Raw genomic sequence first — 22,507 nt, 5'->3', positions numbered from 1 at the left:
TCCACTGCCCGGAATGTCGGGTCTCGTCGAGTCCCGTTGAGACCCGTGGGGTTCAGGGGGTCGGGTTATTTCCATTCGTCGGGAATCGAGGTGTTTCCCCGGCCCGTCTCCGCCCGCTAGCGTGACCCGTCATGCAGACAGCTCGGTCTACACGAAGGCCCCTCCTCATCACCGGCGCGGTGCTCCTGTCGTCCGTCCTCGTCAACGGGGCCCTCGTGGCCTGTGGCCAGGCAGGCGCCGACCACGGAGACGACTACGACGGTCCACCGATCAGCGGCGGGACGCTCCGGGCGGCCTTCGACACCGACATCAAGTGCGCGGACGGCCAACAGGTCGGCAACAACACGGCCCTGAACGTGTCCCGGCAGATCACGGACTCGTTGACCGACCAGGACCCCGAGACCGGGGAGATCGTCCCCTGGCTCGCCACCTCCTGGGACATCAACGACGACTCCACCGAATTCACCTTCCACCTCCGCGACGGGGTGACGTTCCAGGACGGCACCGCCTTCACCTCCGCCTCGGTCAAGGAGAACTTCAGGCAGATCGTGGACCTCGGCGCGAAGTCCTCCCTCGGGTCGACCTACCTCGCCGGACTCGAGGGGGTCGACACCCCGGACCCGCACACCGTCACCGTGCGCTTCGCACGACCGAACGCACAGTTCCTGCAGGCCAGCTCCACGATGACCCTGGGTTTCTACTCCCCGGCGACCTTCGGGAAGACACCGGAACAACGGTGCACCGGGGACCTGGTCGGCACCGGTCCCTTCTCCCTCACGGACTTCAACGCCTCCGCCAACGCCACCCTGGAACGCAACGACGACTACGACTGGCCGTCCTCCCTGGCCGACCACGCCGGGCCCGCCTACCTCGACGGGATCGAGTTCACCGTGGTGCCGGAGGCGGGGGTGCGAAACGGCAGCCTCGCCTCCGGGCAGATCGACGTGGACACCGCCGTACAACCCCAGGACGAGGAGCTGCTGGAGCAGTCCGGCTACCCTCTGGTCGAACGGCCCAACCCCGGGGTGAACTACTCCTTCTTCCCCAACTGGTCGACAGGACCGTTCCAGGACGTGCGTGTGCGGCAGGCGGTGAACAAGGCGATCAACCGTGAGGAACTCACCGCCGTGCTCTCCTCACGGCAGAACCCGGCGACCTCCGTGCTGGCGAGCACCACCCCGGGCTACACCGACCAGTCCGACCTGCTCACCTACGACCCCGAGGCCGCGTCGACGTTGCTCGACGAGGCCGGCTGGACGCGCGACGACGACACCTCGACACGCACCCGCGACGGCGAAGCCCTGGAGATCCCCGTGGGCTACTGGCAGACCGCGCCGTTCCTCGAGGTCGTGCAGCAGCAGCTCCGGGCCGTCGGCGTGGACCTGCAGCTGCGCAGGCAGACGATGAGCGAGAGCGCCGCCGACCAGGAGTCCGACACCAACGACATCGACTTCTACAACCTGACCAGGTCGGACCCGGACGTGCTGCGCACCGTCTTCGACGCGTCCGGCCGCAACGTCAACAACCGCGGACCAGGTCGCGCCGACGACCTGCTGGAGAGCAGCCTCACCACCCTGGACCCCCGGGAACGCGCCGACATCGTCGCCGACACCACCACCGAACTCGTCGAACAAGGCCACGTGATCCCCCTCACGGAGCTTTCCGGCATCTCCGCCACCGCCCCTGAGGTGCACGGATTCCGGTACGAGGGGTCCAGTCGGCTGCAGCTCCACGACACCTGGTTGAGCACCGCCGTCACCGAGGGGGACCCGACGTGAACGCCCGTGAGATCGTCCGCCGGACCATCCACGGCACCCTCGTGGTGTGGGCCGCGTACACCCTGACGTTCCTGCTGCTCTACGTCCTGCCGGGTGACCCGGTGACCACGATGCTCAGCGGAACCGGTCAGGTCGAGGCCACCCCGGAGCAGGTCGCCGAACTACGCGCGGCCTACGGGCTCGACGGGTCCCTGCCGTCGCAGTACCTGCGCTCGCTCGGCGGCGTGCTCACCGGCGACCTCGGGACGTCCTACCTCACCGGTGAGGCCGTGACCACGCAGCTGGCGCAGACGGTCCCCGGCACCGTCCTGCTCGCCCTCACGGCCCTGGTCATCGGGGTCGGCGTCGGGGTCCTCACCGCCGTCGGGGCGGTGTACACCCGGCGGCCCCGGGTGGCCGGGCTGCTCGCCGCCCTGCCAGTACTGGGGATCTCGCTGCCGACGTTCTGGGTGGGCCTGTTGCTGCTGCAGGTCTTCTCCTTCCGCCTGGGCTGGGTACCGGCCCTCGGCGGTGGCGGCGTCACCGGTGCCGTCCTGCCGGCACTGACCCTCGCGGTCCCGGTGGCCGCCACCGTGGCGCAGGTCCTGCTGCGCAGCCTGACCGCCACCTGGCGTTCACAGTTCATCGGCACCTTCCGCGCCGCCGGGTTCCCCCGGTGGCGGCTGACCGTCACACACGCCCTGCGGGCGTCCCTGGGCCCGGTGCTCTCCGTCGCCGGCGTGCTCACCGGGGAACTGCTCGGCGGCGCGGTCGTCGTGGAGACCGTGTTCACCCGCAACGGCGTCGGGCGCCTGCTCACCACCGCGGTGACCTCGCAGGACGTCCCGGTCGTGCTGGGCGTGGTGCTGTTCTCCTCGGCCGTCTTCGTGGCCGTGGTCGTCGCCGCCGACCTCCTGCGACCGCTGGTGGACGCCAGGACGGCCCAACCACGCACCGCAGGTGCCCGGGCACCCCGCCCGTCCGCCGTGACCACCGGAAAGGCAACCGCATGACCGCCCCCGCACACCTCCCCCGCGCCCGCCCGGCCACCGCGGTGGCTCCTGTGGTGGCCTCTGTGGCGGCTTCCGGGGTCGTCCTGGTGCTGATCGCCTGGGTCCTCGTGCCGGGCCTGTTCACCTCCGCCGACCCGTTGACCGGGCAGCCGCTCGACCGGCTGCAGGCGCCGGGGACCGAACACCCCTTCGGCACCGACCACCTGGGTCGTGACGTGTGGGGGCGGGTCGTCCACGGCGCACGCGGCTCGCTGGGCACCGCAGCCCTCGCCGTGGCGGTCGGCGCCGTCGCAGGAAGCCTGGTGGGGGCGGTCGCCGGATACGCCGGTGGTGCCGTCGACACCGTCCTGTCCCGCGGCACCGACGTCCTGCAGTCGGTCCCCGGGCTGCTGTTGTCGATCGCGGTGGTCGCCGGGCTCGGCTTCGGCCCCGGAAAGGTTGCCGTGGCCGTCGGTGTCGCGGCGCTGCCGACGTTCGCCCGCGTCGCCCGCGGCGAGGTGCTGCGGTGGCGGACGAGCGCCTTCGTCGAGGCCGCCCGCCTCAACGGTGTGGGGTCCGCCCGGATCCTCTCCCGGCACGTGGCACCGCACGCCCTGGGTCCCCTGGCGGGCCTGGCGATCCTCCAGTTCGGTTCCGCCCTGCTCGCCGTGGCGGCACTGAGCTTCCTCGGGCTGGGAGCACCACCACCGGCACCGGAGTGGGGGCTGCTCGTCGCCGACGGACGCAGCTACCTCTCCAGCGCCTGGTGGCTGACGACGCTCCCGGGGCTCGTCGTCGCGGCCGCCGTCCTCTCCGTCAACATCCTCGCCAACGCGGTGACACGCCGCGCGGCGTCCCCACCACAAGGAGGTCACCATGACCGTCGTACTACATCCCGAAGCACACCCCGAAGAGTCCGTCCGACCGGCGGAGACAAGCAAACAGAATCAGAACCGGCACGTCCCGCCTGAGACGGCCCGGCCACCGGCCCTCGACCTGGCGGGCCTGACCGCCACCTACCGCACCCGTGCCGGGTACTCCCCGGCCGTCGCGGACGTCGACCTGGCCGTCGGGGTGGGGGAGACGGTGGCCCTCATCGGCGAGTCCGGGTCCGGCAAGTCCACCACCGCGCGCGTTGCGGCGGGCCTGGCACAGGACGGCCCCGGCGGTCCCGACGGACTCGCCGTGACGATCTCACACCACCGCATCCTGGGTCGCGACGTCTCCACCGCAGGGCCGGCGGCGTGGAACAGGCTCCACCGTTCGCACGTCGGCTACGTCCCGCAGGACGCCGGCGAGGGGCTCAACCCCGTGCGCACGGTCGGCAGCCAACTCGCCGAGGCGTTCCGCCTGCACGGCGGGGGACGCAGGGACGCGGTCCGTCGGACCGCCGAAGCCCTGCGCGACGTCGGCCTGGACGCGGCGGTGCACGCGCGCCGCCACCCGCACCAGCTCTCCGGTGGACAACGCCAACGCGTACTCATCGCCCTGGCGCTGATCGGCGACCCGGCGCTCGTCGTCGCCGACGAACCCACCTCCGCCCTCGACGTCACCGTCCAGAAGAAGGTCCTCGACCTGCTGGAGGCCCGCGTACGGGATTCCGGCGCCGCCCTGCTGCTGATCACCCACGACCTGGGTGTGGCCCACGGCCGGGCGGACCGCGTCGTGGTCCTCAAGGACGGCCGCGTGGTCGAGGAGGGGGAGACGGCCACCGTGCTGAGCTCCCCGCGGCACGCCTACACCCGGGAGCTCGTCGCCGCCGTCCCCGAGGCCCGACCCGAGGCCCGCCCCGAGGCGCCGCTGCGACGTCCGGACGCCCCGGCGGTGATCAGGGCGAGTGGTCTTACCAGGGTGTTCGTCCCCGGAGCCGCCCCGGCGGTCGACGCCGTCGACCTCACGGTCCGTTCCGGCAGCACGCTGGGTATCGTCGGTGAATCCGGGTCGGGCAAGTCAACGACCGCGCGGATCCTGCTCGGGCTCGAGCCGTTCGACGGCGGCGCCGCGGAGGTGCTCGGCCGCAGGCTCGACGGCAGGGGGAGCCGGGGTCGGAAAGGCGGGGACGCCGTCGCCCTGTCGCGACGCGCACGGCTGATCCACCAGGACCCCACCGGGGCGCTCGACCCCAGGTTCACCGTCGGACGGTCCGTCGCCGAGCCCCTCGACGGATTCGGCATCGGCGACCGCGCCTGGCGTCGACGGCGGGTCGCGGAGCTGCTGGACCTCGTCGCCCTGCCACGGGACACCGTGGACCGGCGTCCGTCCGAACTGTCCGGTGGACAGCGCCAACGCGTCGCCCTCGCCCGCGGTCTGGCGGTCGACCCCGAACTCCTCGTCCTCGACGAACCGGTCTCCGCCCTCGACGTCTCCGTGCAGGCCCGCATCCTGGACCTGCTGGTGGACCTGCGCGACGAACTGGGGTTGACCTACCTGTTCATCAGCCACGACCTCGCCGTCGTCCGCTCCATCGCCGACGAGGTCGCCGTCATGGCGGCGGGTCGGGTGGTCGAGTACGGAACCACGGCGCAGGTCTTCGACGACCCGACCGACGAGGTCACCCGGGCGCTGCTCGCGGCGGCCCCCAGCATCCCCCGGAAGGAGCCCCACCATGTCTGACAGCACGAACACCACGAAACGCCAGGTTCACCTGGCCGCCCACTTCCCGGGCGTCAACAACCACTCCGTCTGGTCCGACCCCGAGTCCGGCTCCCACATCGACTTCGACAGTTTCGAGCACTTCGCCCGCAGCGCCGAACGCGGCCTCTTCGACTTCCTCTTCCTCGCCGAGGGACTCAGGCTGCGGGAGCACAAGGGCAGGATCTTCGACCAGGACGTGGTTGGACGCCCCGAGACCGCCACGGTGCTCGCCGGGCTCGCCGCGGTCACCGGGCACATCGGGTTGACCGGGACCTTCTCCTCCACCTTCAACGAGCCCTATGACCTGGCCCGCACACTGGCCACCCTGGACCGGGTGTCCGGGGGACGGGCGGCGTGGAACCTGGTGACCACCCACAACGCCTTCACCGGGGCGAACTTCCGGCGCGGCGGCTTCCTCGACGGCGCCGACCGCTACCGTCGGGCCGAGGACTTCCTCGCCCTGGCCAGGACGCTCTGGCACTCCCACGACCACGGCGCCGACGGCTCCTTCGCGCACACCTCGGAGTTCTTCGACGTCCGCGGGCACTTCCCGGTGCCCACGACGCCCCAGGTCAGCCCGGTCATCTTCCAGGCGGGCGACTCCCCTGAAGGGCGGGACTTCGCCGCACGCAACGCGGAGGTGATCTTCTCCCGACACTCCGAGGCAGAGGCGGGACGGGAGTTCCGGAAGGACATCGACCGGCGTCTCGCCGCCGTCGGACGCGATGCCGGGGACCTGAAGATCTACCCCGGGATCTCCGTCATCCTCGGTGACACCGCCGCCGAGGCGCAGGAGCTCCACGAGGACGTCCGGCGTCGCCAGGTCACCGGGCCCGGTGCGATCGCCTTCCTCGAACAGGTCTGGGGCACCGACCTCACCCACCTCGACCCGGACGGGCCCCTGCCGGAGCAGGACCCCGACACCGGCAACGCCGACATCACCCGCGGTCGGGTGCGCCACGACAAGGACCCCCGCGCGGTCGCCGACCGGTGGCGCGAGCTGGCACGGGAGCGCGACCTGTCGATCCGCGACCTCGTCACCGAGGTGTCCGGACGTGGCGGCACGCTGGTGGGGACGCCACACCAGGTCGCCGAGCAGTTCGACGAGCTGACCCAGGCACGAGCGGCGGACGGCTTCATCCTGGTTCCGCACCTCTCGCCGGGCGGGTTGGACGGGGTGGTGGACCGTGTGGTCCCTGAACTCCAGGACCGTGGCGTGTACCGGGAGTCCTACCCGGACACGTTCCCGGACAACACCCTGCGCGGCAACCTCGGCCTGCCCGCCTACGACCACCAGTACGCGGAGGTGCCGGCATGACCGTGGTGATCCGGGTGGCCCCGCAGGCCGCCCTCGACCTCCCGGCGCTGCGCGCGCTGGCGCTCGCGCTCGACGGTGCAGGCGGTGCAGACGGTGCAGGTCCCACCGACATCCTGCTGCTCGAGGACGACTTCTCCTCCGGGCAGAACGCGGTCACCGTCGCCGCCTGGCTGGCCGGGCAGACCACGGACCTGAGGATCGTGCCGGAGGTGCCGCTGACCCACACCGAACCCTTCCACGTCGCCACGTCCACCGCCACGCTCGACCACGTCAGCAGGGGACGCGCCGGCTGGTCGCCGACGGTGCAGACCGACACCACGTCCGCCGCGCTGGTGGGCCGGCGTCCCGCCTCGCCCGACGGTGTGTGGCGTGAGTTCGGGGACATCGTCTCCGCCGTGCGCAGATTGTGGACGTCCTGGGAACCGGACGCCGAGATCCGTGACGCGGCGACCGCGCGTTTCATCGACCGTGACAAGGTCCACTACGTCGACGTCGAGGTCACGGACTCGGTGGGGGAGGTGTTCACGGTGAAGGGCCCGTCGATCGTGCCCCGCCCGCCACAGGGCGAACTGCCCACGGTGGTGACGGTCGCCGAGCCGGCGTCGGTGACGGCGGCCGGGGAGGTGGCGGGGGAGGCGTCCGGCGTCCTGATCGTCGGTGACCGGTTCGTCACCGGCGACGGTGGCACCGGCGAGGTCCTGCGGCTCGCCGACACCGCCGACGTCCTCGCCGCGGCCTCCCGGTACTCCCGGGCAACACGGTGAGGGACCTCGGACCCCCGGTCGACTCCGTCGTACTGGTCGGAGCGGGGCCGCGCGCCACCGGGGTGCTGCAGGCCCTGGCCGGTGAACTCGACGGCTCCCGACGGCTGACCGTGCACGTCGTCGACCCGTACCCCTGCGGTGCCGGACGGATCTGGCGGGCGGACCAGCCCGGTCAACTCTGGATGAACAACACCGCCGACGAGATCACCGTGCACCCGGACGGGACCGGCCCCACGCTCGCCGACTGGTCCGGGTCGCCGGGGGCGTTCCTGCCGCGCCGGGAGGTGGCGTCCTACCTGCGCGACGCCTTCGCCCGTGCGGTCGACGCGTTGCCGGAGTGCGTCACCGTGTGCACCTGGCGCACGCGTGCGGTGCAGGTGTCGGTACCCGGTCCCGGCGCGGGCCGGCAGGTCACCCTGCAGGACGGGACGGTGCTGCGCGCCGACGTCGTCGTCCTGGCCCAGGGGCATCTGGACGTCCGGTCCGGTGCGGTTCCCGGTCAAGGCCACACACCGCAGGGCCACACACCGCAGGGCTACACACCGCCGGGCTACACCGCCGACCAGGACCTCACCGGGGTTCCGGCGGGTGCGGACGTCCTGGTGCGTGGTTTCGGTCTGGCGTTCATCGACCTGATGATGCTGCTCAGTGAAGGGCGCAGTGGCCGGTTCGACCGTCGCGACGGCGGCCCGGTGCCCACCTACCGGCCCTCCGGGGAGGAGCCGGTGCTGTGGGTCGGGTCCCGCCGTGGTGTGCCGTACCGGTCGAAGATCGCCGGGGGTGTGACGCCGCGCAGTCCCCGCTACCTCACCACCGACGCGGTGGCACGCCTGCCACGGACGCCGGACGGTGCGCTCGCCGACGGTGCGGTGCGCACGCTGCTGTCTGCGGAGGTCACCGCCGCCCACTACACGGCACTGGCCGACCTGGGCGACCGCGGCAGGTGTGCGGTGGATGCCGGAGGCGTCCACGAACTCACCGACGCCTGGGCAGCGGGCACTGCCGGTGTCACGGCACGAACGGTCTCCGCGTCACTCGGGCACGCCGTCCCCGACCCGGCCGACCGGCTACGGCCCGACCGGTTGGACCGCCCGCTCGCCGGACGCGTGTTCGCCGACCGGGAGGCCCTCGAGGATGCGGTGGTCGGCAACACCCTGACCAACCTTCACCGCGCCACGGGGGGACGCCACCCGCAGGACGCCGCGCTGTACGCCACGCTGGTGGGGGTGCTCCCGGTGCTGCGGGGGCTACTGCGCGCCGCAGACGGGGCACGTCTTTCCGCGCAGGACGAGGCGTTCGTCCGGCAGGTCTGCGCCTCGTTCTCCTACGTGTGCTCCGGGCCGCCGCCGGAGCGGCTCGGCAACCTCCTGGCCCTGCACCGCGCCGGTCTCGTGCGTTTCCTCGGCGCCGACGCCCGGGTGGTGGAGCTGCCCGGGCACCGCGGTGGAGGTTTCCGTGCCACCAGTCCGTCGCTCCCCGGTGAGGCGGTGGAGGCCACCCGTCTCCTCGACGCACGCCTGGCGGACGTCACGGCCTCGCAGGTGTCGGACGGACTCCTGCGTGGGCTCCTGGCGTCCGGCGAGGTGGCCACGGGCCACGGGGACACCGGCGAGGCCGGTGCGGAGGTGTTCCTCGTCGACGCGGAGGGTCGGGCGGTCGGACGGGACGGGCAGGTGCGGGACGACCTCTTCCTCGTCGGTCCGGCGACGTCCTCCCCGGTGCGGGAGGGTTTCGCCAGGCCCGGCACGGACGCCCGGGTCTTCGCCGCGAACAGGTCGGTGGCGCGGTCTGTGGCCAGGTCGCTGGAGGGGACCCGTCTGCTCAACAATGTGATCTAGATCATAGTGAGAACTCTAGGTTGAGTGGAACAGACTCAAGGTTTCCGACGTTGGAACTACCGTAAGCGAAAGTTGACACGAACGCGCTAAAGTAGACACCGGCACGCACACGCAGAGAAGGAGACTGACGATGAGCGGATTCACCCCCACCACCCGAACCCAGGAGGCCATGCAGGCTGCACTGCAGTCGGCCAGCGCCAACGGTAACCCGGACATCCGTCCGGCGCACCTCCTCGTGGCGATCCTCGACCAGGAGGACTCCATCGCCCGCCCCGTCCTGCAGGCCGCCGGCGTCGACGCCGACGACGTCCTGCGCGACGCCCGCGACCTCGTCGCCGGCTACCCGCAGGCGTCCGGCTCCGGGATGGCCAACCCCAACTTCAACCGGGACGCCCTCAACTCCCTGACCGCCGCACAGGAACTCGCCGAGGAACTCGGCGACACCTACGTCTCCACCGAGGTGCTGCTCGCCGGCATCGCCAAGGGCGATTCCGAGGCGGCCAAGGCCCTGCACGACCGCGGCGGCACGTTCGACGCCATCCGTGGCGCCTTCGAGTCCGTCCGCGGCAACCGCAAGGTCACCACCGAGGAGCCCGAAGGCCAGTTCCAGGCGCTGGAGAAGTACTCCACCGACCTGACCGCCCGTGCCCGCGAAGGCAAGATCGACCCGGTCATCGGACGTGACCAGGAGATCCGCCGTGTCGTCCAGGTGCTGTCGCGGCGTACGAAGAACAACCCCGTGCTCATCGGCGAACCCGGTGTGGGCAAGACCGCCATCGTCGAGGGCCTCGCCCGGCGCATTGTCGCCGGCGACGTGCCCGAGTCCCTGCGCGGAAAGAAGCTGATCAGCCTCGACCTGGGCTCCATGGTCGCCGGCGCGAAGTACCGCGGCGAGTTCGAGGAACGCCTCAAGGCCGTCCTCGACGAGATCAAGGAGGCCGACGGCGAGGTCGTCACCTTCATCGACGAGCTGCACACCATCGTCGGCGCCGGTGCCACCGGCGAGTCCGCGATGGACGCCGGCAACATGATCAAGCCGCTGCTCGCCCGCGGTGAACTGCGCCTCGTCGGCGCCACCACCCTCGACGAGTACCGCAAGTACATCGAGAAGGACGCCGCCCTGGAGCGTCGTTTCCAGCAGGTCTACGTCGGTGAGCCGACCGTGGAGGACACCGTCGGCATCCTGCGTGGGCTCAAGGAGCGCTACGAGGTCCACCACGGCGTACGGATCCAGGACTCCGCGCTGGTCAGTGCCGCGTCCCTGTCGGACCGCTACATCACCAGCCGGTTCCTGCCGGACAAGGCCATCGACCTGGTCGACGAGGCCGCGTCGCGTCTGCGCATGGAGATCGACTCGCGCCCCGAGGAGATCGACGACGCCGAGCGCATCGTCCGACGCCTCGAGATCGAGGAGATGGCCCTGAGCCAGGAGACCGACGACGCCTCCAAGGACCGCCTGGTCAAGCTGCGTGCCGAACTCGAGGACGAGCGCGAGAAGCTCAACGGGCTCATGGCCCGCTGGGAGAACGAGCGTGGCTCCATCGACCGGCTGCGCGAGCTGAAGGAGGAACTCGACGGCCTGCGCACCGAGTCCGAGATCGCCGAGCGCGACGGTGACTACGCCCGCGTCGCCGAGCTGCGCTACGGCCGCATCCCGGAGCTCGAGAAGCAGGTCGGCGAGGCGGAGTACGAGGCCGCCCAGGCCGAGGAGCAGCGCATGCTCACCGAGGAGGTCACCCCGGACACCATCGCCGAGGTCGTCTCCGCGTGGACCGGTGTGCCCGCCGGCAAGATGCTGGAGGGCGAGACCGAGAAGCTGCTGGCCATGGAGAAGGTCATCGGTGGACGTGTCGTCGGGCAGGACGAGGCGGTCACCGCCGTCTCCGACGCGGTGCGTCGCTCCCGCGCCGGCGTCGCCGACCCGGACCGTCCGACCGGCTCCTTCCTGTTCCTCGGGCCGACCGGTGTCGGCAAGACGGAGCTGGCGAAGTCGCTGGCGGAGTTCCTCTTCGACGACGAGCACGCCATGGTGCGCATCGACATGTCGGAGTACGGCGAGAAGCACTCCGTCGCCCGTCTCGTCGGCGCGCCCCCCGGATACGTCGGCTACGACGCCGGTGGCCAGCTGACCGAGGCCGTACGGCGCCGCCCCTACACGGTGGTGCTGTTCGACGAGGTCGAGAAGGCACACCCGGACGTCTTCGACGTGCTGCTGCAGGTCCTCGACGAAGGACGCCTGACCGACGGGCAGGGCAGGACGGTGGACTTCCGCAACACCATCCTCATCCTGACCTCCAACCTGGGCGCCGGTGGCAGTGACGAGCAGGTGATGAACGCGGTGAAGGCGGCGTTCAAGCCGGAGTTCATCAACCGGCTCGACGACGTGGTCATCTTCGATGCCCTGTCGCAGGAGCAGCTGACCTCCATCGTGGACATCCAGGTCGCCCAGCTCGCCGAGCGGCTCGCCGCCCGACGGTTCGACCTGCAGGTCACCGAGGACGCCAAGGCATGGCTCGCCGAGCGCGGCTACGAACCGGCCTACGGTGCCCGGCCGCTGCGCCGCCTGATCCAGAAGGCGATCGGCGACGCGTTGGCGAAGAAGCTGCTCGCCGGCGAGGTCCGCGACGGCGACACCGTGAAGGTGGACCTGCCGCGCGACGCCTCCGGGGTCGCCGACCCGACCACCGACGCGCTCACCATCGAGTCGGTCGCGCACGAGGCGTAGTCCGACCCGGACGAACCGACGGTTTCTGTCTGGTCTGACTGACGAAGTCTCCACTTCGCCGGTCATTCCGGACAGGAACCGTCGTTGGCGTTAGGGGGCAGGGGGGGGGCAGGGAGCAGGCTCAGCGCACCGGCGGGTCGAAGAAGGTCGCCGGGTCGATGTCCTCCAGCGCGATCCAGTCGGCGTCTGAACCGGCACCCGCCCCGCCACCGTTGCCGACACCGTCGGGGCAGCGCAGTTCCAGTGCCGTGACCGGACGTTCGTCGATGGTCGACACCAGGGTGTACAACGTCGCCAGAATGTGCGCGCACGGCCTCGACCGGGCACGGCACGTGCAGGTCGCCGTCTCGTCCGGTGCAGCGGGGACGACCGGGACGCCGGCATCGCCGAAGCGGCCGATCAGGTCGTCCGGCAGGTCGCCGCTGGGGTCCGGACGCAGGCCGGCCAGGACGTTCCCCGCAGCGTCCTGCTCGGCGGCGCTCCAGCCGCAGGGGGCGAGCGTCACGGTGTGGGTGGAGGACCCGTCGCGCACCGCCGCAGTCACAGCAGGCGACCCATCCGCCGCATCCGCGCCCGGCAGGACCAGGTCCACCTTGTGGTTGCGGGAGAGGCTGCGGGCCTTGGGCAGCTGGGCGCGCGGTGTCCCGTCGGTGCGTTCCACGGTGCGTAGCCAGGCGCGTCCCCACAGCGTCGCCCCGAACTCGGCCCCGGCCATCAGTACTCCTCCTTCAGGTCGACCACGTCGCGCAGTTCCTCGTCGGACATGCTGGTCAGCTCGGCGCTGTCGTCGCCGGTCACGGCGTCGGCCAGGCCCTTCTTCGCCCGGTGCATCTTCTCGATGTGCTCCTCGAACGTCCCGCCGACGACCATGGTGTGCACGCTCAGCCGGTACTTCTGGCCGATGCGGTGGGCCCGCGCGGTGGCCTGTTCCTCCACCGCCGGGTTCCACCACCGGTCGTAGTGGATGACGTGTGAGGCGCGGGTCAGGTTCAGGCCGAATCCGGCGGCGCGCAGGCTGAGGATGAGCACGGGCGGCGCGTCGTCGTCCTCCTGGAAGCGTCGGACCATCTCGTCGCGGTCGGCGGCGGACAGCCCGCCGTGGAGGAAGGGCAGGGCAGCGCAGCCGAGGTGGTCGGCGAGCCCGTCGGACAGCAGTTCGCCCATCGCCCGGTACTGGGTGAACACCAGGGCCCGCTCGCCGCCGGCGGTGATCTCGGCGAGCATCTCGGCGACCCGGTCGAACTTGCCCGACCGTCCCGGCGCAGGCGTGCCCTGGGCGTGGAGGTACTGGTCGGGGTGGTTGCAGATCTGCTTCAGGGAGGTCAGCAGCGCGAGGATCTGCCCGCTACGTCCTGCGCCGTGGTGGAAGCCGGTGCTGAAGGCGGCGGTGACCGCGTCGCGGTAGAGGCCGCGCTGCGCGGCGGTGAGGCCGCAGTACACGGTGGTGTCGAGGCGCGGCGGGAGTTCGAGCGCGACGCCGTCCTTCGTCCGACGCAGCATGTGCGGTGCGATCGTCGTGGAGAGCCGCGCCGCCGCCGTGCGCGACTGCCGCTGCCGGATCGGGGTGGCGAAGCGGGTGCGGAAGCGTGCGCGCGTGCCCAGGAGCTGCGGTACCGCGACGGAGAACAGCGACCACAGTTCGTCGAGGTCGTTCTCCACCGGCGTGCCGGTCATCAGTACGCGCGCCTCGGCGTCCAACGCCACTGCGGCGCGCGTGACCTGTGAGGACGGGTTCTTGAGCTGCTGGGCCTCGTCGAACACGGCGACGCCCCACGTCCGGGCGCGCAGCGCGGAGTCGGAGCGCACCAGCGGGTAGCTGGTGAGCACCACGGTCCCGGCGGCGATGTCGTCGGGCAGCTCGCGGGTGCTGCCGTGGTAGCGCAGCACCGGCAGCTGTGGCGCGAAGCGGTGCAGTTCGCGTGCCCAGTTGCCCAGCAGCGAGGTCGGGCAGACGACCAGGTGGGCGTGCGCGGGGCGGGACGTCGCGAGCAGCGCGATGACCTGCAGCGTCTTGCCGAGACCCATGTCGTCGGCGAGCAGCGCGCCGCCGTCGTCGCGCACCCGGGCGCGCAGCCAGGCCACGCCCTGCGCCTGGTAGGGGCGCAGGTCGGCGACGACCTGCCCGTCGAGGCGTCCTGCGGTGTCCAGGTCGTCGCGGAACCGGGCGAGGTGGGCGGCGGCGGACGGGATCGCCGCGGCGTCCTCGTCCGGGACCGCGTGCCCGGCGGGTGGCAGGACGCCCGCGACCTCGGCGAGTGCGGCGTCCGTGCCGCGTCCCGCACGGGGACGCAGGACGTTGCGGGACGCCGTGCGCCACGCCCGCGCCGAGGCGTCCAGGTGGCGCACGCGCGTGAGCGTGGACAGGCACCGCGCGGTGGTGAGCAGGTCGGTGACGCACACCTCCACGTCCTCCACCTGCAGACTCTCGCCGTCCGGCACGACGAGACGCGCGGTCGTCGCACGCCCGGTGGGAAGCCCTGCGGCGTCCATCGTGGCGGGAAGGTCGTCGACGCCCCACCAGGCGAAGCCGTGTTCTGCGGGGAGGTACGTGGCCTGGAGGCGGGAGACGGGACGTGGCAGGACGATCATCCTTCGTGCAGGCGGGGGCGGGTGCCGGGCAAGGCTACGGGACGCGCCGCACGCCGCGCATATGGCGACGCGGCTGGGTACAACACTTTCGGGGGTGCGGGGTGCCTGCCGTCGACGACTGGGGAGTCGGGGGAGGACAATCAGGCGTGGGGGGCGTCGTGTAAACGGTCCGACATCAGCAGGAGGTCGAACGGGCCGGCCCAGGACTGAGGGAACACGGTGATGCCGTCGACGAGCGGTGTCGGCCCGGCGCCGGCCGCTGTCGGGTCAGTAGCTGCAGCCGCAGCCGCCTCCGCCAGCGGAGCGTAGGGGCCCAGCGGGTAGCGGGCGCGTGGGTCGCCCGGGGTCCACAGTGCGCCGGCGACCCGGTAGACGCCGAGACCGCCGCCGACCAGGTGGGAGCCGAGGGAGCCGTCGAGCGTGGGGTCGAGGTGCTCGGTCTGCTCGAACAGCAGGATGCGTTCTCCCGGGTGTCCGTCGGCGAGACGGCGCAGGTTGTCGTACTGCACGCGGTCGCGCGCGGCGAGGTCGCGGTGGTCCCCGTCGAAGGAGTCGAGCCCGGTGAAGACGACACGGCGTGAGGACGCGACGCCGGCGTTGTAGGTGCGTAACCACCGCAGCAGCGCGGCGTTGTGCGCCAGCGGCGTGCGGTACCAGGACCACATCGCGGTGACCAGCGCGTCCGGCGGAGCGTCCGGCGGTGCGTCCGGCCCGTCGCCGGCGAGGTAGCGGTCCACGTCGCGGGCCCGTTCGGCGTTGGTCTCCGCGGCGATGAGGCGGAACGCCCCGGAGGTCACGCCGTGCACGATCACCGCGTTGCGGGCGGCGAGGTACTCGGCGCAGTTGTGCAGGCCCTCGGCCCAGCCGATGACGCGGGCGTCGGCGACGAGTGCGTCGACGGCGGCCACGCCGGCCGGGTGAGCGACGGGCAGCAGGTCGCCGTCCGTCACAGCGTCCGTCACAGGGTCCGTCACAGGGGGGAGTCGCCCTGCGCGGCGGACTGCAGCAGCGGCAGGTAGTTGTCCAGCATCCACGGCAGGCTCAGCACCGAGATCGCGCTGGTGGCGTACACCATCGGCGGGTCGACGAGGGGCACGTAGCCGCCGCGTTCGACGGCGGGGATGCGGGCGAAGCCGGCGTCGGACTCCAGCTCCTCCTGGATGTCCTCGCTGAGGTACCAGGAGACCAGGACGTCGGAGTCGATGGAGGACCAGTTCTCCTTGCTCACCGGCACGGAGAAGGACTCCCCGGAGGTCGGCACGCTCGGGGCGATGCTGAAACCGAGCTGCTCGAGCAGCGTCACCCGGGAGTCGGTGGCGAGGTAGGTGTTCAGGCCGTCGGCGCTGGTCCCGGAGGCGAAGGCGATGGTCTTCCCGTCGAACTCGGGGTGCTCGTCCTTGGCGTCGGCGATGAGCTGGTTGGTGTCCTCGACGAGCTGCTCGGCCTCGTCGCCGCGTCCCAGGGCCTGGCCCACGGTGGTGGTCTGGTCCTCCCAGCTGGTCTGCCACGCCTCACCGGGGTAGGCCACGGTGGGGGCGATGTCGCTGAGGCGTGAGTACTGCTCGTCGGTGACGCCGGAGTTCACGGCGAGGATCACGTCCGGCTCGAGGTTGAGGATGTCCTCGAAGGGCAGGTCGTCGGACGACGCGTCGAGCAGTTCCGGCTCGGCGCCGTCTGTGTCGTCGCTGCCGTCGAGCGCCTCCCGGTCCCAGGGCAGCACGCCGGTGTCGTCACCGGTGTCGCCGCTCATGTCCTGCATGCCGACGGGGGTCACGCCGAGGGCGAGGGCCACGTCCTGGCTGCCCCACCCGATGGTGACGACACGCTCGGGCTCCTCCTCGATGGTGGCGGCGCCGAGGGCGGAGTCGATGGTGACGGGGAAGGCGTCGGCGTTCGCGGAACTCGAGGATCCTGAAGAGCCAGAGTCGTCTGAATCATCGGAGCAGGCGACGAGCGAGACGGCGACCGCCGTGGCGCAGAGGGCCGCGGAGACGCGGCGCAGGGGGACGAATCTGACGGTCATGGTGATCCTCATTGTTCGGGACGGTGAATAGTCAAGAGGATAGCCTACACTTCACCGCGGACATGACATCTGTCACGTCGATCCCGTGACATCCGCGCACCAGCTCATGACAAACCCCTCTACCTGCACCGACCCCGTCCCGGCAGGATCAGGGGTATGAGTACAGCACCCGTCATCAGCGTCACCGACCTGACCCGCACCTACCAGGCGAAGAAGTCCAAGGACGCCTACACCGCCGTCAAGGGGATCTCCTTCGACGTGGACAAGGGCGAGGTCTACGGCCTGCTCGGCACCAACGGTGCGGGCAAGACCTCCACCCTCGAGATCGTCGAGGGCCTCGCCGCCCCGTCACAGGGCACCGTGCGCGTCCTGGGCATGGACCCGGTCGCCGACCGCGCGCGGATCCGTCCGGAACTCGGCATCATGCTGCAGTCCGGCGGGCTGCCCAAGGAGCTCACCGTCGCCGAGACGATGCGCATGTGGGCGGGCACGTGCTCCACCCCGTTGCCGGTCGACGACGTGCTCGGCGAGGTGGACCTGAACCACCGCACCGACGTGCGCGTCGGTTCGCTGTCCGGTGGCGAGCAGCGTCGCCTCGACCTCGCCTGCGCACTGCTCAACGACCCGGGCATCGTGATCCTCGACGAGCCGACCACGGGCCTGGACCCGGAGTCGCGCGCCCGCACCTGGGAGTTGCTCGCGGCGTTGAAGGACCGCGGCGTGACGATGATCCTGACCACCCACTACCTGGAGGAGGCGGAGCATCTGGCCGACCGGATCGCCATCATGGACGCCGGCGTGATCGCCGTCGAGGGCCGGCTGGACGACCTCGCCGCCACCGAGGGCGCCGAGATCAGCTTCACCCTGCCGGACGCCGGCGCCGCCGGCGGGAACCGCGCAGGACGCCCGCAGGACGTCTTCCCGTCCTTCCCCGGCGCGCAGGTCACCCGTGACGGGGTGCGGCTGCGTATCGAGACCTCCCGGCTGCAGGAGGACACCCACCGCCTGCTCGACTGGGCCGCCGCCAACGACGTCACCCTCGGTCACTTCTCCGCCCGCCCCGCCAGCCTCGAGCGCGTCTTCGCCAAGATCGCCGGACGCGACAGCACCGTCTGAAAGGACCCGTCATGACCACCACCGCACGTGAAACCACCCGTACAGAAGTCCACTCCACCGGCACCGCCGGAACCTCCCTCCGGCGCTTCGTCGCCCTGGCCCGCGCGGAGACCCTCCAGTTCCGCCGCAACAAGACCCTGCTCGTCAACGCCACGCTCATCCCCATCGGCTTCGGCCTGGCGATGTTCTTCATCCTCTCCGGCGACGACGAGCAGTCCAAGGTCGAGGCCGCGGCAACGGCGCTGGAGTACTTCCTGCTCTTCGCGCTGATGTTCGTGCAGTTCTACACCGTGCTGTCCATGGTGACCACGCGCCGGGACGAGGGCGTGCTCAAACGCCTGCGCACCGGTGAGGCGCGCGACGCCGAGATCCTCGGTGCGTCCTCCTTCCCCGGGGCGGTGCTGACCATCGTGTTCACGGTGCTGATGTCGGTGCTGCTCATGGTCTTCGGCGCGCCGGGACCGGTGAATGTGCTGCCGCTCATCGTCGCTGTGCTGCTCGGCCTGGCGGTCACCAGTGGTCTGGCCCTGGTGACCAGCGGGTTCACGAAGAACCCGGAGGCCGCGCAGATCACCTCGATGCCGGTGATGCTGCTGATGTTCGCCACGATGGGCAACTTCCGTCAGCTCTACCCGGAGGGTGTGGACGAGGTCCTCGCCCGCACCCCGTTCGCCCTGATCTTCGACCTGGCCCAGTACGGCTGGGCGGGCAGCACCACCGTGGGCCGGATGGACGGCGTCGCCGCGTTGGGTGCCGGGGAGGTCCTCGCCGAGACGTGGCCGATGATGCTGATCCTGCTGGCGTGGGCGGCGGTGTGCGTGTGGGCCGGTGCCCGTTACGTCCGCTGGGACGTCCGGCGCTGACGTCCGGCACCACTGCTTAAATGGGGACCATGAACCCGACCGTGCTGGAGTCCGTCACCCGCCCACGCAGGACGTGGCGCGGGCTCGGCGGCGGCGCGAAGCTCGCCGTGTACACGCGCCTGTCCATGCAGTTGATGGTCGCCATGTTCGGCGTCCTCGCCGTCGTTCTCCCGCTGGCCGTCGCCGGCCAGGGGCCCACGCTCAGCCTGTGGCAGCAGGCCCTGGTGGCCGGGTCGGGGCTGGTGCTGACCGTCGCGGCCCTGCTGGTCGTGGAGCGGCGCCCGGAGTTCAACACCCGTCCGCGGCGTCCCACCGGACGGCTCGTGGCCGCGACGGGCGCGGCCACCGCGGTCGTCTGGACGCTCGGCGTCCTGCTGTACGTGGCGGGTTCGTCCACCACGGCGGTGACGGGGCTGTGCCTGGTGTTCATCGCCATCATCGTCGCCCCGACGGCGGTGCTGCCGTGGCTGCCGTGGCGCTGGACGCTCACCCTGGTGCTCTCGGCGGCGACGTCGGTGCTCATGTGGGACGAGCTGGAGTGGCTGCCGTTGTTCTTCGGGACGTTCCTGATGACCACCGTGGTGGCCTCGGCGTGGACGGTCAACATCGCCAAGCAGCTCGACCGCGCCCGCCTGACGGACGCCGCCCTGCAGGTCAGCGAGGAACGGCTGCGGTTCTCCCAGGAGCTGCACGACACCCTCGGTCAGCGTCTGGCGGCGATGTCGTTGAAGGCGGAGCTGGCGCGTGCGCTGGTCGCGCGCGGCGACGAGCGTGCCGACGGTGAACTCGCGCAGCTCCAGGAGCTGGCGCGGACCTCCGTCACCGAGATGCACGAGGTGGTGGACGGCTACCGGGCGGTCAACCTGTCCACGGAGGTCGACGGCGCGCGGCAGCTGCTGCACAGCGCCGGCGTCCACCTGGACGTCGACGGCGACCCCACGACGCTGTCCGAGCCGATGCGCGAGCTGGCGGCGTGGCTGGTGCGCGAGGGGACGACGAACGTGGTGCGTCACTCCTCGGCCACGCGCGTGCGGCTCGACTTCACGCCCGGGTCGGCCGAGGCGGTGACGATGAGCAACGACGGCGTGACCCGCGGCATCGAACGGCTGTCGGGCCTGGCGGGGATCCGGCGTCGCGCCGAGCCGATCGGCGCGGAACTCGTCGCCGAGCGCGACGGTAACGTCTTCCGCGTGACCCTTCGCCTGCCCGGTGAGTAGAGAAAAAGGAGCAACCATGAGTGCAGAACCCGTCCGGGTGGTCGTCGTCGACGACGAGTCCCTCGTCGCCAGCTCACTGTCGACCCTGCTGTCGCTGGAGGACGACCTCGACGTCGTCGCCACCCTCGGCTCCGGCGAGGAACTGCTCGACTGGTGCCGGACGCACCACGCGCCGGACGTCGCCGTCACCGACCTGCAGATGGGCGGCATCGACGGGGTGGAGACCGCCGCCAGCCTCCCCGAGGGCGTCGCCGTGCTGATCGTCACCAGCCACGGGCGTCCCCGCCAGCTCAAGCGGGCGCTGGCCGCCGGCGTCGCCGGTTTCGTGCCCAAGACGTCCTCCGCCGCGGAGTTCGCCACCGCGGTGCGCACCGTGCACGCCGGACGCCGCTGCCTCGACCCGGAGCTCGCCGCCCAGGCGATCGGCGCCGGCGAGTCGCCGCTGACCGAGCGCGAGACCGAACTGCTGGAGGTCGCCGGGCAGGGCGGCTCCGTCGAGCAGATCGCCGAGACCGTGCACCTGGCGGCGGGCACCACCCGCAACTACCTGTCCTCGGCGATGTCGAAGACGGGGGCGGCCACGCGTTTCGAGGCCTGGCGCATCGCCCGCGACCGTGGCTGGTTGTAGGGGGCCGGTTGTGAGCTTCGCTATGCGGGGCGGCGGCGGCACGCTTTCCCTCGTAAACTGGTCCGCATGACCCTGAGCCAGCCCGACACCCCCGCGACAACGACCGCCGAACCCTTCATCTCCGCCACCGACCTCTTCGAGGGCAGCAGCCGTGGCGAGCGGATGATCGTCCTCGACTCCGACTGGGAGTGGGGCGAGCACGCCGCCTGGAACCTGTACGTGACCAGGCACATCCCCGGTTCCTTCTTCTGCGACCCCGGCACCATGCTGTCCGGCTCGCCGTCGGCGACCGCCGGGCGTAACCCGCTGCCCAGCCGGGCCGTCCTGCAGCACTTCGTCGACGACTGGGGCATCCAGCCCGGCGTCCCGGTGCGTATCTACGACCGCGGCGGGCTGATCTACGCCGCCCGCGCGTGGTGGATCCTGCGGTGGGCGGGCGTCACCGACGTGCGCGTCCTCGACGGCGGGACGCCGGCCTGGCTGGCGGCCGGCGGCGACATCGCCGCCGGTATCGGCTGCCTGCGTGGACGCGGGACGTTCGAGGTCCTCGCCGGTGGCGCGCCGAGCATGCCGACGACGTCGCTGGACGAGGTGAAGGAGATCTCCGCCGCGGCGTCCACCGGGGCGGCGGCACCGCTGCTCATCGACACCCGTCCGGCGGACCGCTTCGAGGGACGCCGCGAGCGGCTGGACCGTCGCGCCGGCCACATCCCCGGCGCGATCGGCGTCCCGGTCGCCGAGCTGCTCGACGACGGCCGCGTCCCGTCCCCCGAGGTCGTGCGTGGGCGTCTCGCCGAACACGGCATCACCGGCGACGACGTCGCCGCCGAGACCGTGGTCTACTCCGGGTCGGGCGTGAGCTCGGCCCTGTTCATCGCGCTGATGGAGCACGCCGGGCTGCCGGTGGCGCGCCACTACGTGGGTGGATGGTCGCAGTGGTCCTCCGACCGTTCGCGTCCGGTGGCGTTGGGGTAGTCTCAGGAAAGGAAGAACTTTTCTGGACGAAATAACGCGGTTATGCCCCGACGCGTGTGCCTCACGTTCTATCCTTTGGCCACCGACGCTCATCACCGCAACGGACCGGGAGGCAACATGGAGGACGCAGGGAAGTCAGTGACCGGGTCCGTCTCGGGGTCCGTCTCGGGATCTGTCGCCGGGGCGGGGACCGGCACGCTCGACGTGGTGACCCCCATGCCCGGCACCGTCGCGCCACTGTCGGCCGTGCCGGACCCGCTGTTCGCCGCGGGCACGGTCGGGCCCGGCATGGCGGTGGTCCCGGACCCCGGGGTGGAGTACGTGACCGTGTGCTCGCCGGTGGCCGGCGTGCTCACCCGGCTGATGCCGCACCTCTTCCTCGTCACCACCGACGGCGGGCTGCCGGTCCTCGTGCACATCGGGATCGACACCGCGCAGCTCGACGGGCAGGGCTACTCCACCCACGTCGAACAGGGCACGCGCGTGCAGGTCGGCCAGCGGGTCACCACCTACGCACCCTTGTCCATCGGGCGGCTCGGCTTCGACCCGATCGTGGCGGTGGTGATGATGCAGCAGGACGGTGGCGTCGAGGAGGGGCTCATGCCCGGCGAACCGTCCGAGCCAGGGGACGTGTTGTTCCGGTTCTGAAGGTTTACCCCTATGCTGGGGGGATGCTCCGCCGTTTCACCACCGTGTCGTGTGTCCTCCTGATGCTCCTGGGAGTCACCCGTCTCGGCGACAGGGTGGACCCGCAGTGGGGGGAACTGCTCTTCTACGGCTACTTCGGGGTGCTGTTCCTGCTGATGCTCGGCGGTATCGTGTTCACCGAGCGCGGCTACTTCGGCCCGGCGCGGCACCCCGTCAACCGCGTGTTCGTGGGGCTGAGTTGGGCGGGCACGATCGGCGCACTGGTGCTGATGCTCGAACTGGTGCTGGGCAACGCCATGTTGCTGTGGGTCAACGTGATCGCCAGCGCGAGCATGTTCACCGGCATCGTCGGCGCCGCGGTGGTGGCGCTGTCCGCCAGGCCGTGGCGCGACCTGTTCTACTCGCGCAGGCCGTGATGTC

General features: G+C 71.3%; 19 protein-coding genes. 15 read left to right on the top strand and 4 right to left on the bottom strand.

Annotated features, from left to right (window positions below; all coding sequences use genetic code 11):
• The first annotated feature begins 131 nt into the window (after positions 1–131).
• The 8 genes from ACT3TD_RS04965 (at position 132) to clpB (ending at position 12,028) form a co-directional block, all read left to right on the top strand.
• Positions 132–1,778 (top strand): ABC transporter substrate-binding protein, encoded by a 1,647-nt coding sequence (locus ACT3TD_RS04965; protein ID WP_301443806.1) that lies wholly within the window; start codon positions 132–134, stop codon positions 1,776–1,778.
• Positions 1,775–2,770, top strand: a complete 996-nt coding sequence (locus ACT3TD_RS04960; protein ID WP_301443805.1) for an ABC transporter permease — start codon at positions 1,775–1,777, stop codon at positions 2,768–2,770. Before ACT3TD_RS04965 ends, ACT3TD_RS04960 begins: the two co-directional genes overlap by 4 nt.
• On the top strand, positions 2,767–3,720 hold the full coding sequence (locus tag ACT3TD_RS04955) for an ABC transporter permease (protein WP_441582448.1): 954 nt from the start codon (positions 2,767–2,769) through the stop codon (positions 3,718–3,720). Before ACT3TD_RS04960 ends, ACT3TD_RS04955 begins: the two co-directional genes overlap by 4 nt.
• Positions 3,626–5,362 (top strand): nickel ABC transporter ATP-binding protein NikE, encoded by a 1,737-nt coding sequence (nikE, locus tag ACT3TD_RS04950; RefSeq protein ID WP_301444135.1) that lies wholly within the window; start codon positions 3,626–3,628, stop codon positions 5,360–5,362. The genes ACT3TD_RS04955 and nikE overlap by 95 nt, the downstream gene beginning before the upstream one ends.
• Positions 5,355–6,701, top strand: coding sequence for an NtaA/DmoA family FMN-dependent monooxygenase (locus tag ACT3TD_RS04945; protein WP_441579080.1), 1,347 nt, complete (start codon positions 5,355–5,357; stop codon positions 6,699–6,701). Before nikE ends, ACT3TD_RS04945 begins: the two co-directional genes overlap by 8 nt.
• Positions 6,698–7,465 carry an LLM class flavin-dependent oxidoreductase gene (locus ACT3TD_RS04940; protein ID WP_301443821.1) on the top strand — a complete coding sequence of 256 codons (768 nt, stop codon included), beginning with the start codon at positions 6,698–6,700 and terminating at the stop codon, positions 7,463–7,465. The genes ACT3TD_RS04945 and ACT3TD_RS04940 overlap by 4 nt, the downstream gene beginning before the upstream one ends.
• Positions 7,462–9,303, top strand: a complete 1,842-nt coding sequence (locus tag ACT3TD_RS04935; protein WP_301443820.1) for an FAD/NAD(P)-binding protein — start codon at positions 7,462–7,464, stop codon at positions 9,301–9,303. The genes ACT3TD_RS04940 and ACT3TD_RS04935 overlap by 4 nt, the downstream gene beginning before the upstream one ends.
• 130 nt (positions 9,304–9,433) lie before the next feature.
• A complete protein-coding gene (gene clpB, locus ACT3TD_RS04930; protein WP_441582446.1) occupies positions 9,434–12,028 on the top strand; it encodes an ATP-dependent chaperone ClpB in 2,595 nt (864 codons plus the stop codon).
• Between the two features lie 121 nt (positions 12,029–12,149).
• On the opposite strand, the gene ACT3TD_RS04925 is transcribed toward clpB, so the two are convergent.
• The 4 genes from ACT3TD_RS04925 to ACT3TD_RS04910 all read right to left on the bottom strand — a co-directional run bounded on the left by ACT3TD_RS04925 (position 12,150) and on the right by ACT3TD_RS04910 (position 16,640).
• A complete protein-coding gene (locus ACT3TD_RS04925; RefSeq protein ID WP_301444192.1) occupies positions 12,150–12,743 on the bottom strand; it encodes an SWIM zinc finger family protein in 594 nt (197 codons plus the stop codon).
• Positions 12,743–14,617, bottom strand: coding sequence for a DEAD/DEAH box helicase (locus tag ACT3TD_RS04920; RefSeq protein ID WP_441579078.1), 1,875 nt, complete (start codon positions 14,615–14,617; stop codon positions 12,743–12,745). The genes ACT3TD_RS04925 and ACT3TD_RS04920 overlap by 1 nt, the downstream gene beginning before the upstream one ends.
• A 140-nt stretch (positions 14,618–14,757) precedes the next feature.
• A complete protein-coding gene (locus tag ACT3TD_RS04915) occupies positions 14,758–15,579 on the bottom strand; it encodes an erythromycin esterase family protein (RefSeq protein WP_301443122.1) in 822 nt (273 codons plus the stop codon).
• A gap of 8 nt (positions 15,580–15,587) precedes the next feature.
• Positions 15,588–16,640 carry an iron-siderophore ABC transporter substrate-binding protein gene (locus ACT3TD_RS04910; RefSeq protein WP_301443121.1) on the bottom strand — a complete coding sequence of 351 codons (1,053 nt, stop codon included), beginning with the start codon at positions 16,638–16,640 and terminating at the stop codon, positions 15,588–15,590.
• A gap of 156 nt (positions 16,641–16,796) precedes the next feature.
• On the opposite strand from ACT3TD_RS04910, the gene ACT3TD_RS04905 reads away from it, so the two are divergent.
• The 7 genes from ACT3TD_RS04905 to ACT3TD_RS04875 all read left to right on the top strand — a co-directional run bounded on the left by ACT3TD_RS04905 (position 16,797) and on the right by ACT3TD_RS04875 (position 22,503).
• The gene (locus tag ACT3TD_RS04905) at positions 16,797–17,756 is read left to right on the top strand and encodes an ABC transporter ATP-binding protein (protein WP_301443120.1); all 960 of its coding nucleotides are present in this window, start codon (positions 16,797–16,799) and stop codon (positions 17,754–17,756) included.
• Positions 17,757–17,767: 11 nt separating this feature from the next.
• Positions 17,768–18,619, top strand: coding sequence for an ABC transporter permease (locus ACT3TD_RS04900; protein WP_301443119.1), 852 nt, complete (start codon positions 17,768–17,770; stop codon positions 18,617–18,619).
• 29 nt (positions 18,620–18,648) lie between these two features.
• Positions 18,649–19,836, top strand: coding sequence for a sensor histidine kinase (locus ACT3TD_RS04895; RefSeq protein ID WP_301443118.1), 1,188 nt, complete (start codon positions 18,649–18,651; stop codon positions 19,834–19,836).
• Between the two features lie 16 nt (positions 19,837–19,852).
• Complete coding sequence (locus tag ACT3TD_RS04890; protein ID WP_301443117.1) at positions 19,853–20,464, top strand: response regulator transcription factor; 612 nt, start codon at positions 19,853–19,855, stop codon at positions 20,462–20,464.
• A gap of 66 nt (positions 20,465–20,530) precedes the next feature.
• Complete coding sequence (locus ACT3TD_RS04885) at positions 20,531–21,439, top strand: sulfurtransferase (protein WP_301443116.1); 909 nt, start codon at positions 20,531–20,533, stop codon at positions 21,437–21,439.
• Between the two features lie 117 nt (positions 21,440–21,556).
• The gene (locus tag ACT3TD_RS04880; protein WP_301443115.1) at positions 21,557–22,087 is read left to right on the top strand and encodes a PTS sugar transporter subunit IIA; all 531 of its coding nucleotides are present in this window, start codon (positions 21,557–21,559) and stop codon (positions 22,085–22,087) included.
• 23 nt (positions 22,088–22,110) lie between these two features.
• On the top strand, positions 22,111–22,503 hold the full coding sequence (locus ACT3TD_RS04875; RefSeq protein ID WP_301443114.1) for a hypothetical protein: 393 nt from the start codon (positions 22,111–22,113) through the stop codon (positions 22,501–22,503).
• Positions 22,504–22,507 lie beyond the last annotated feature (4 nt).

It is taken from the genome of Corynebacterium sp. AOP36-E1-14 (assembly GCF_052377495.1).
Classification (GTDB): Bacteria; Actinomycetota; Actinomycetes; order Mycobacteriales; family Mycobacteriaceae; genus Corynebacterium.
Note: the sequence above shows the minus strand (reverse complement) of the source record. Positions and strands in the feature narration are given on the sequence as shown.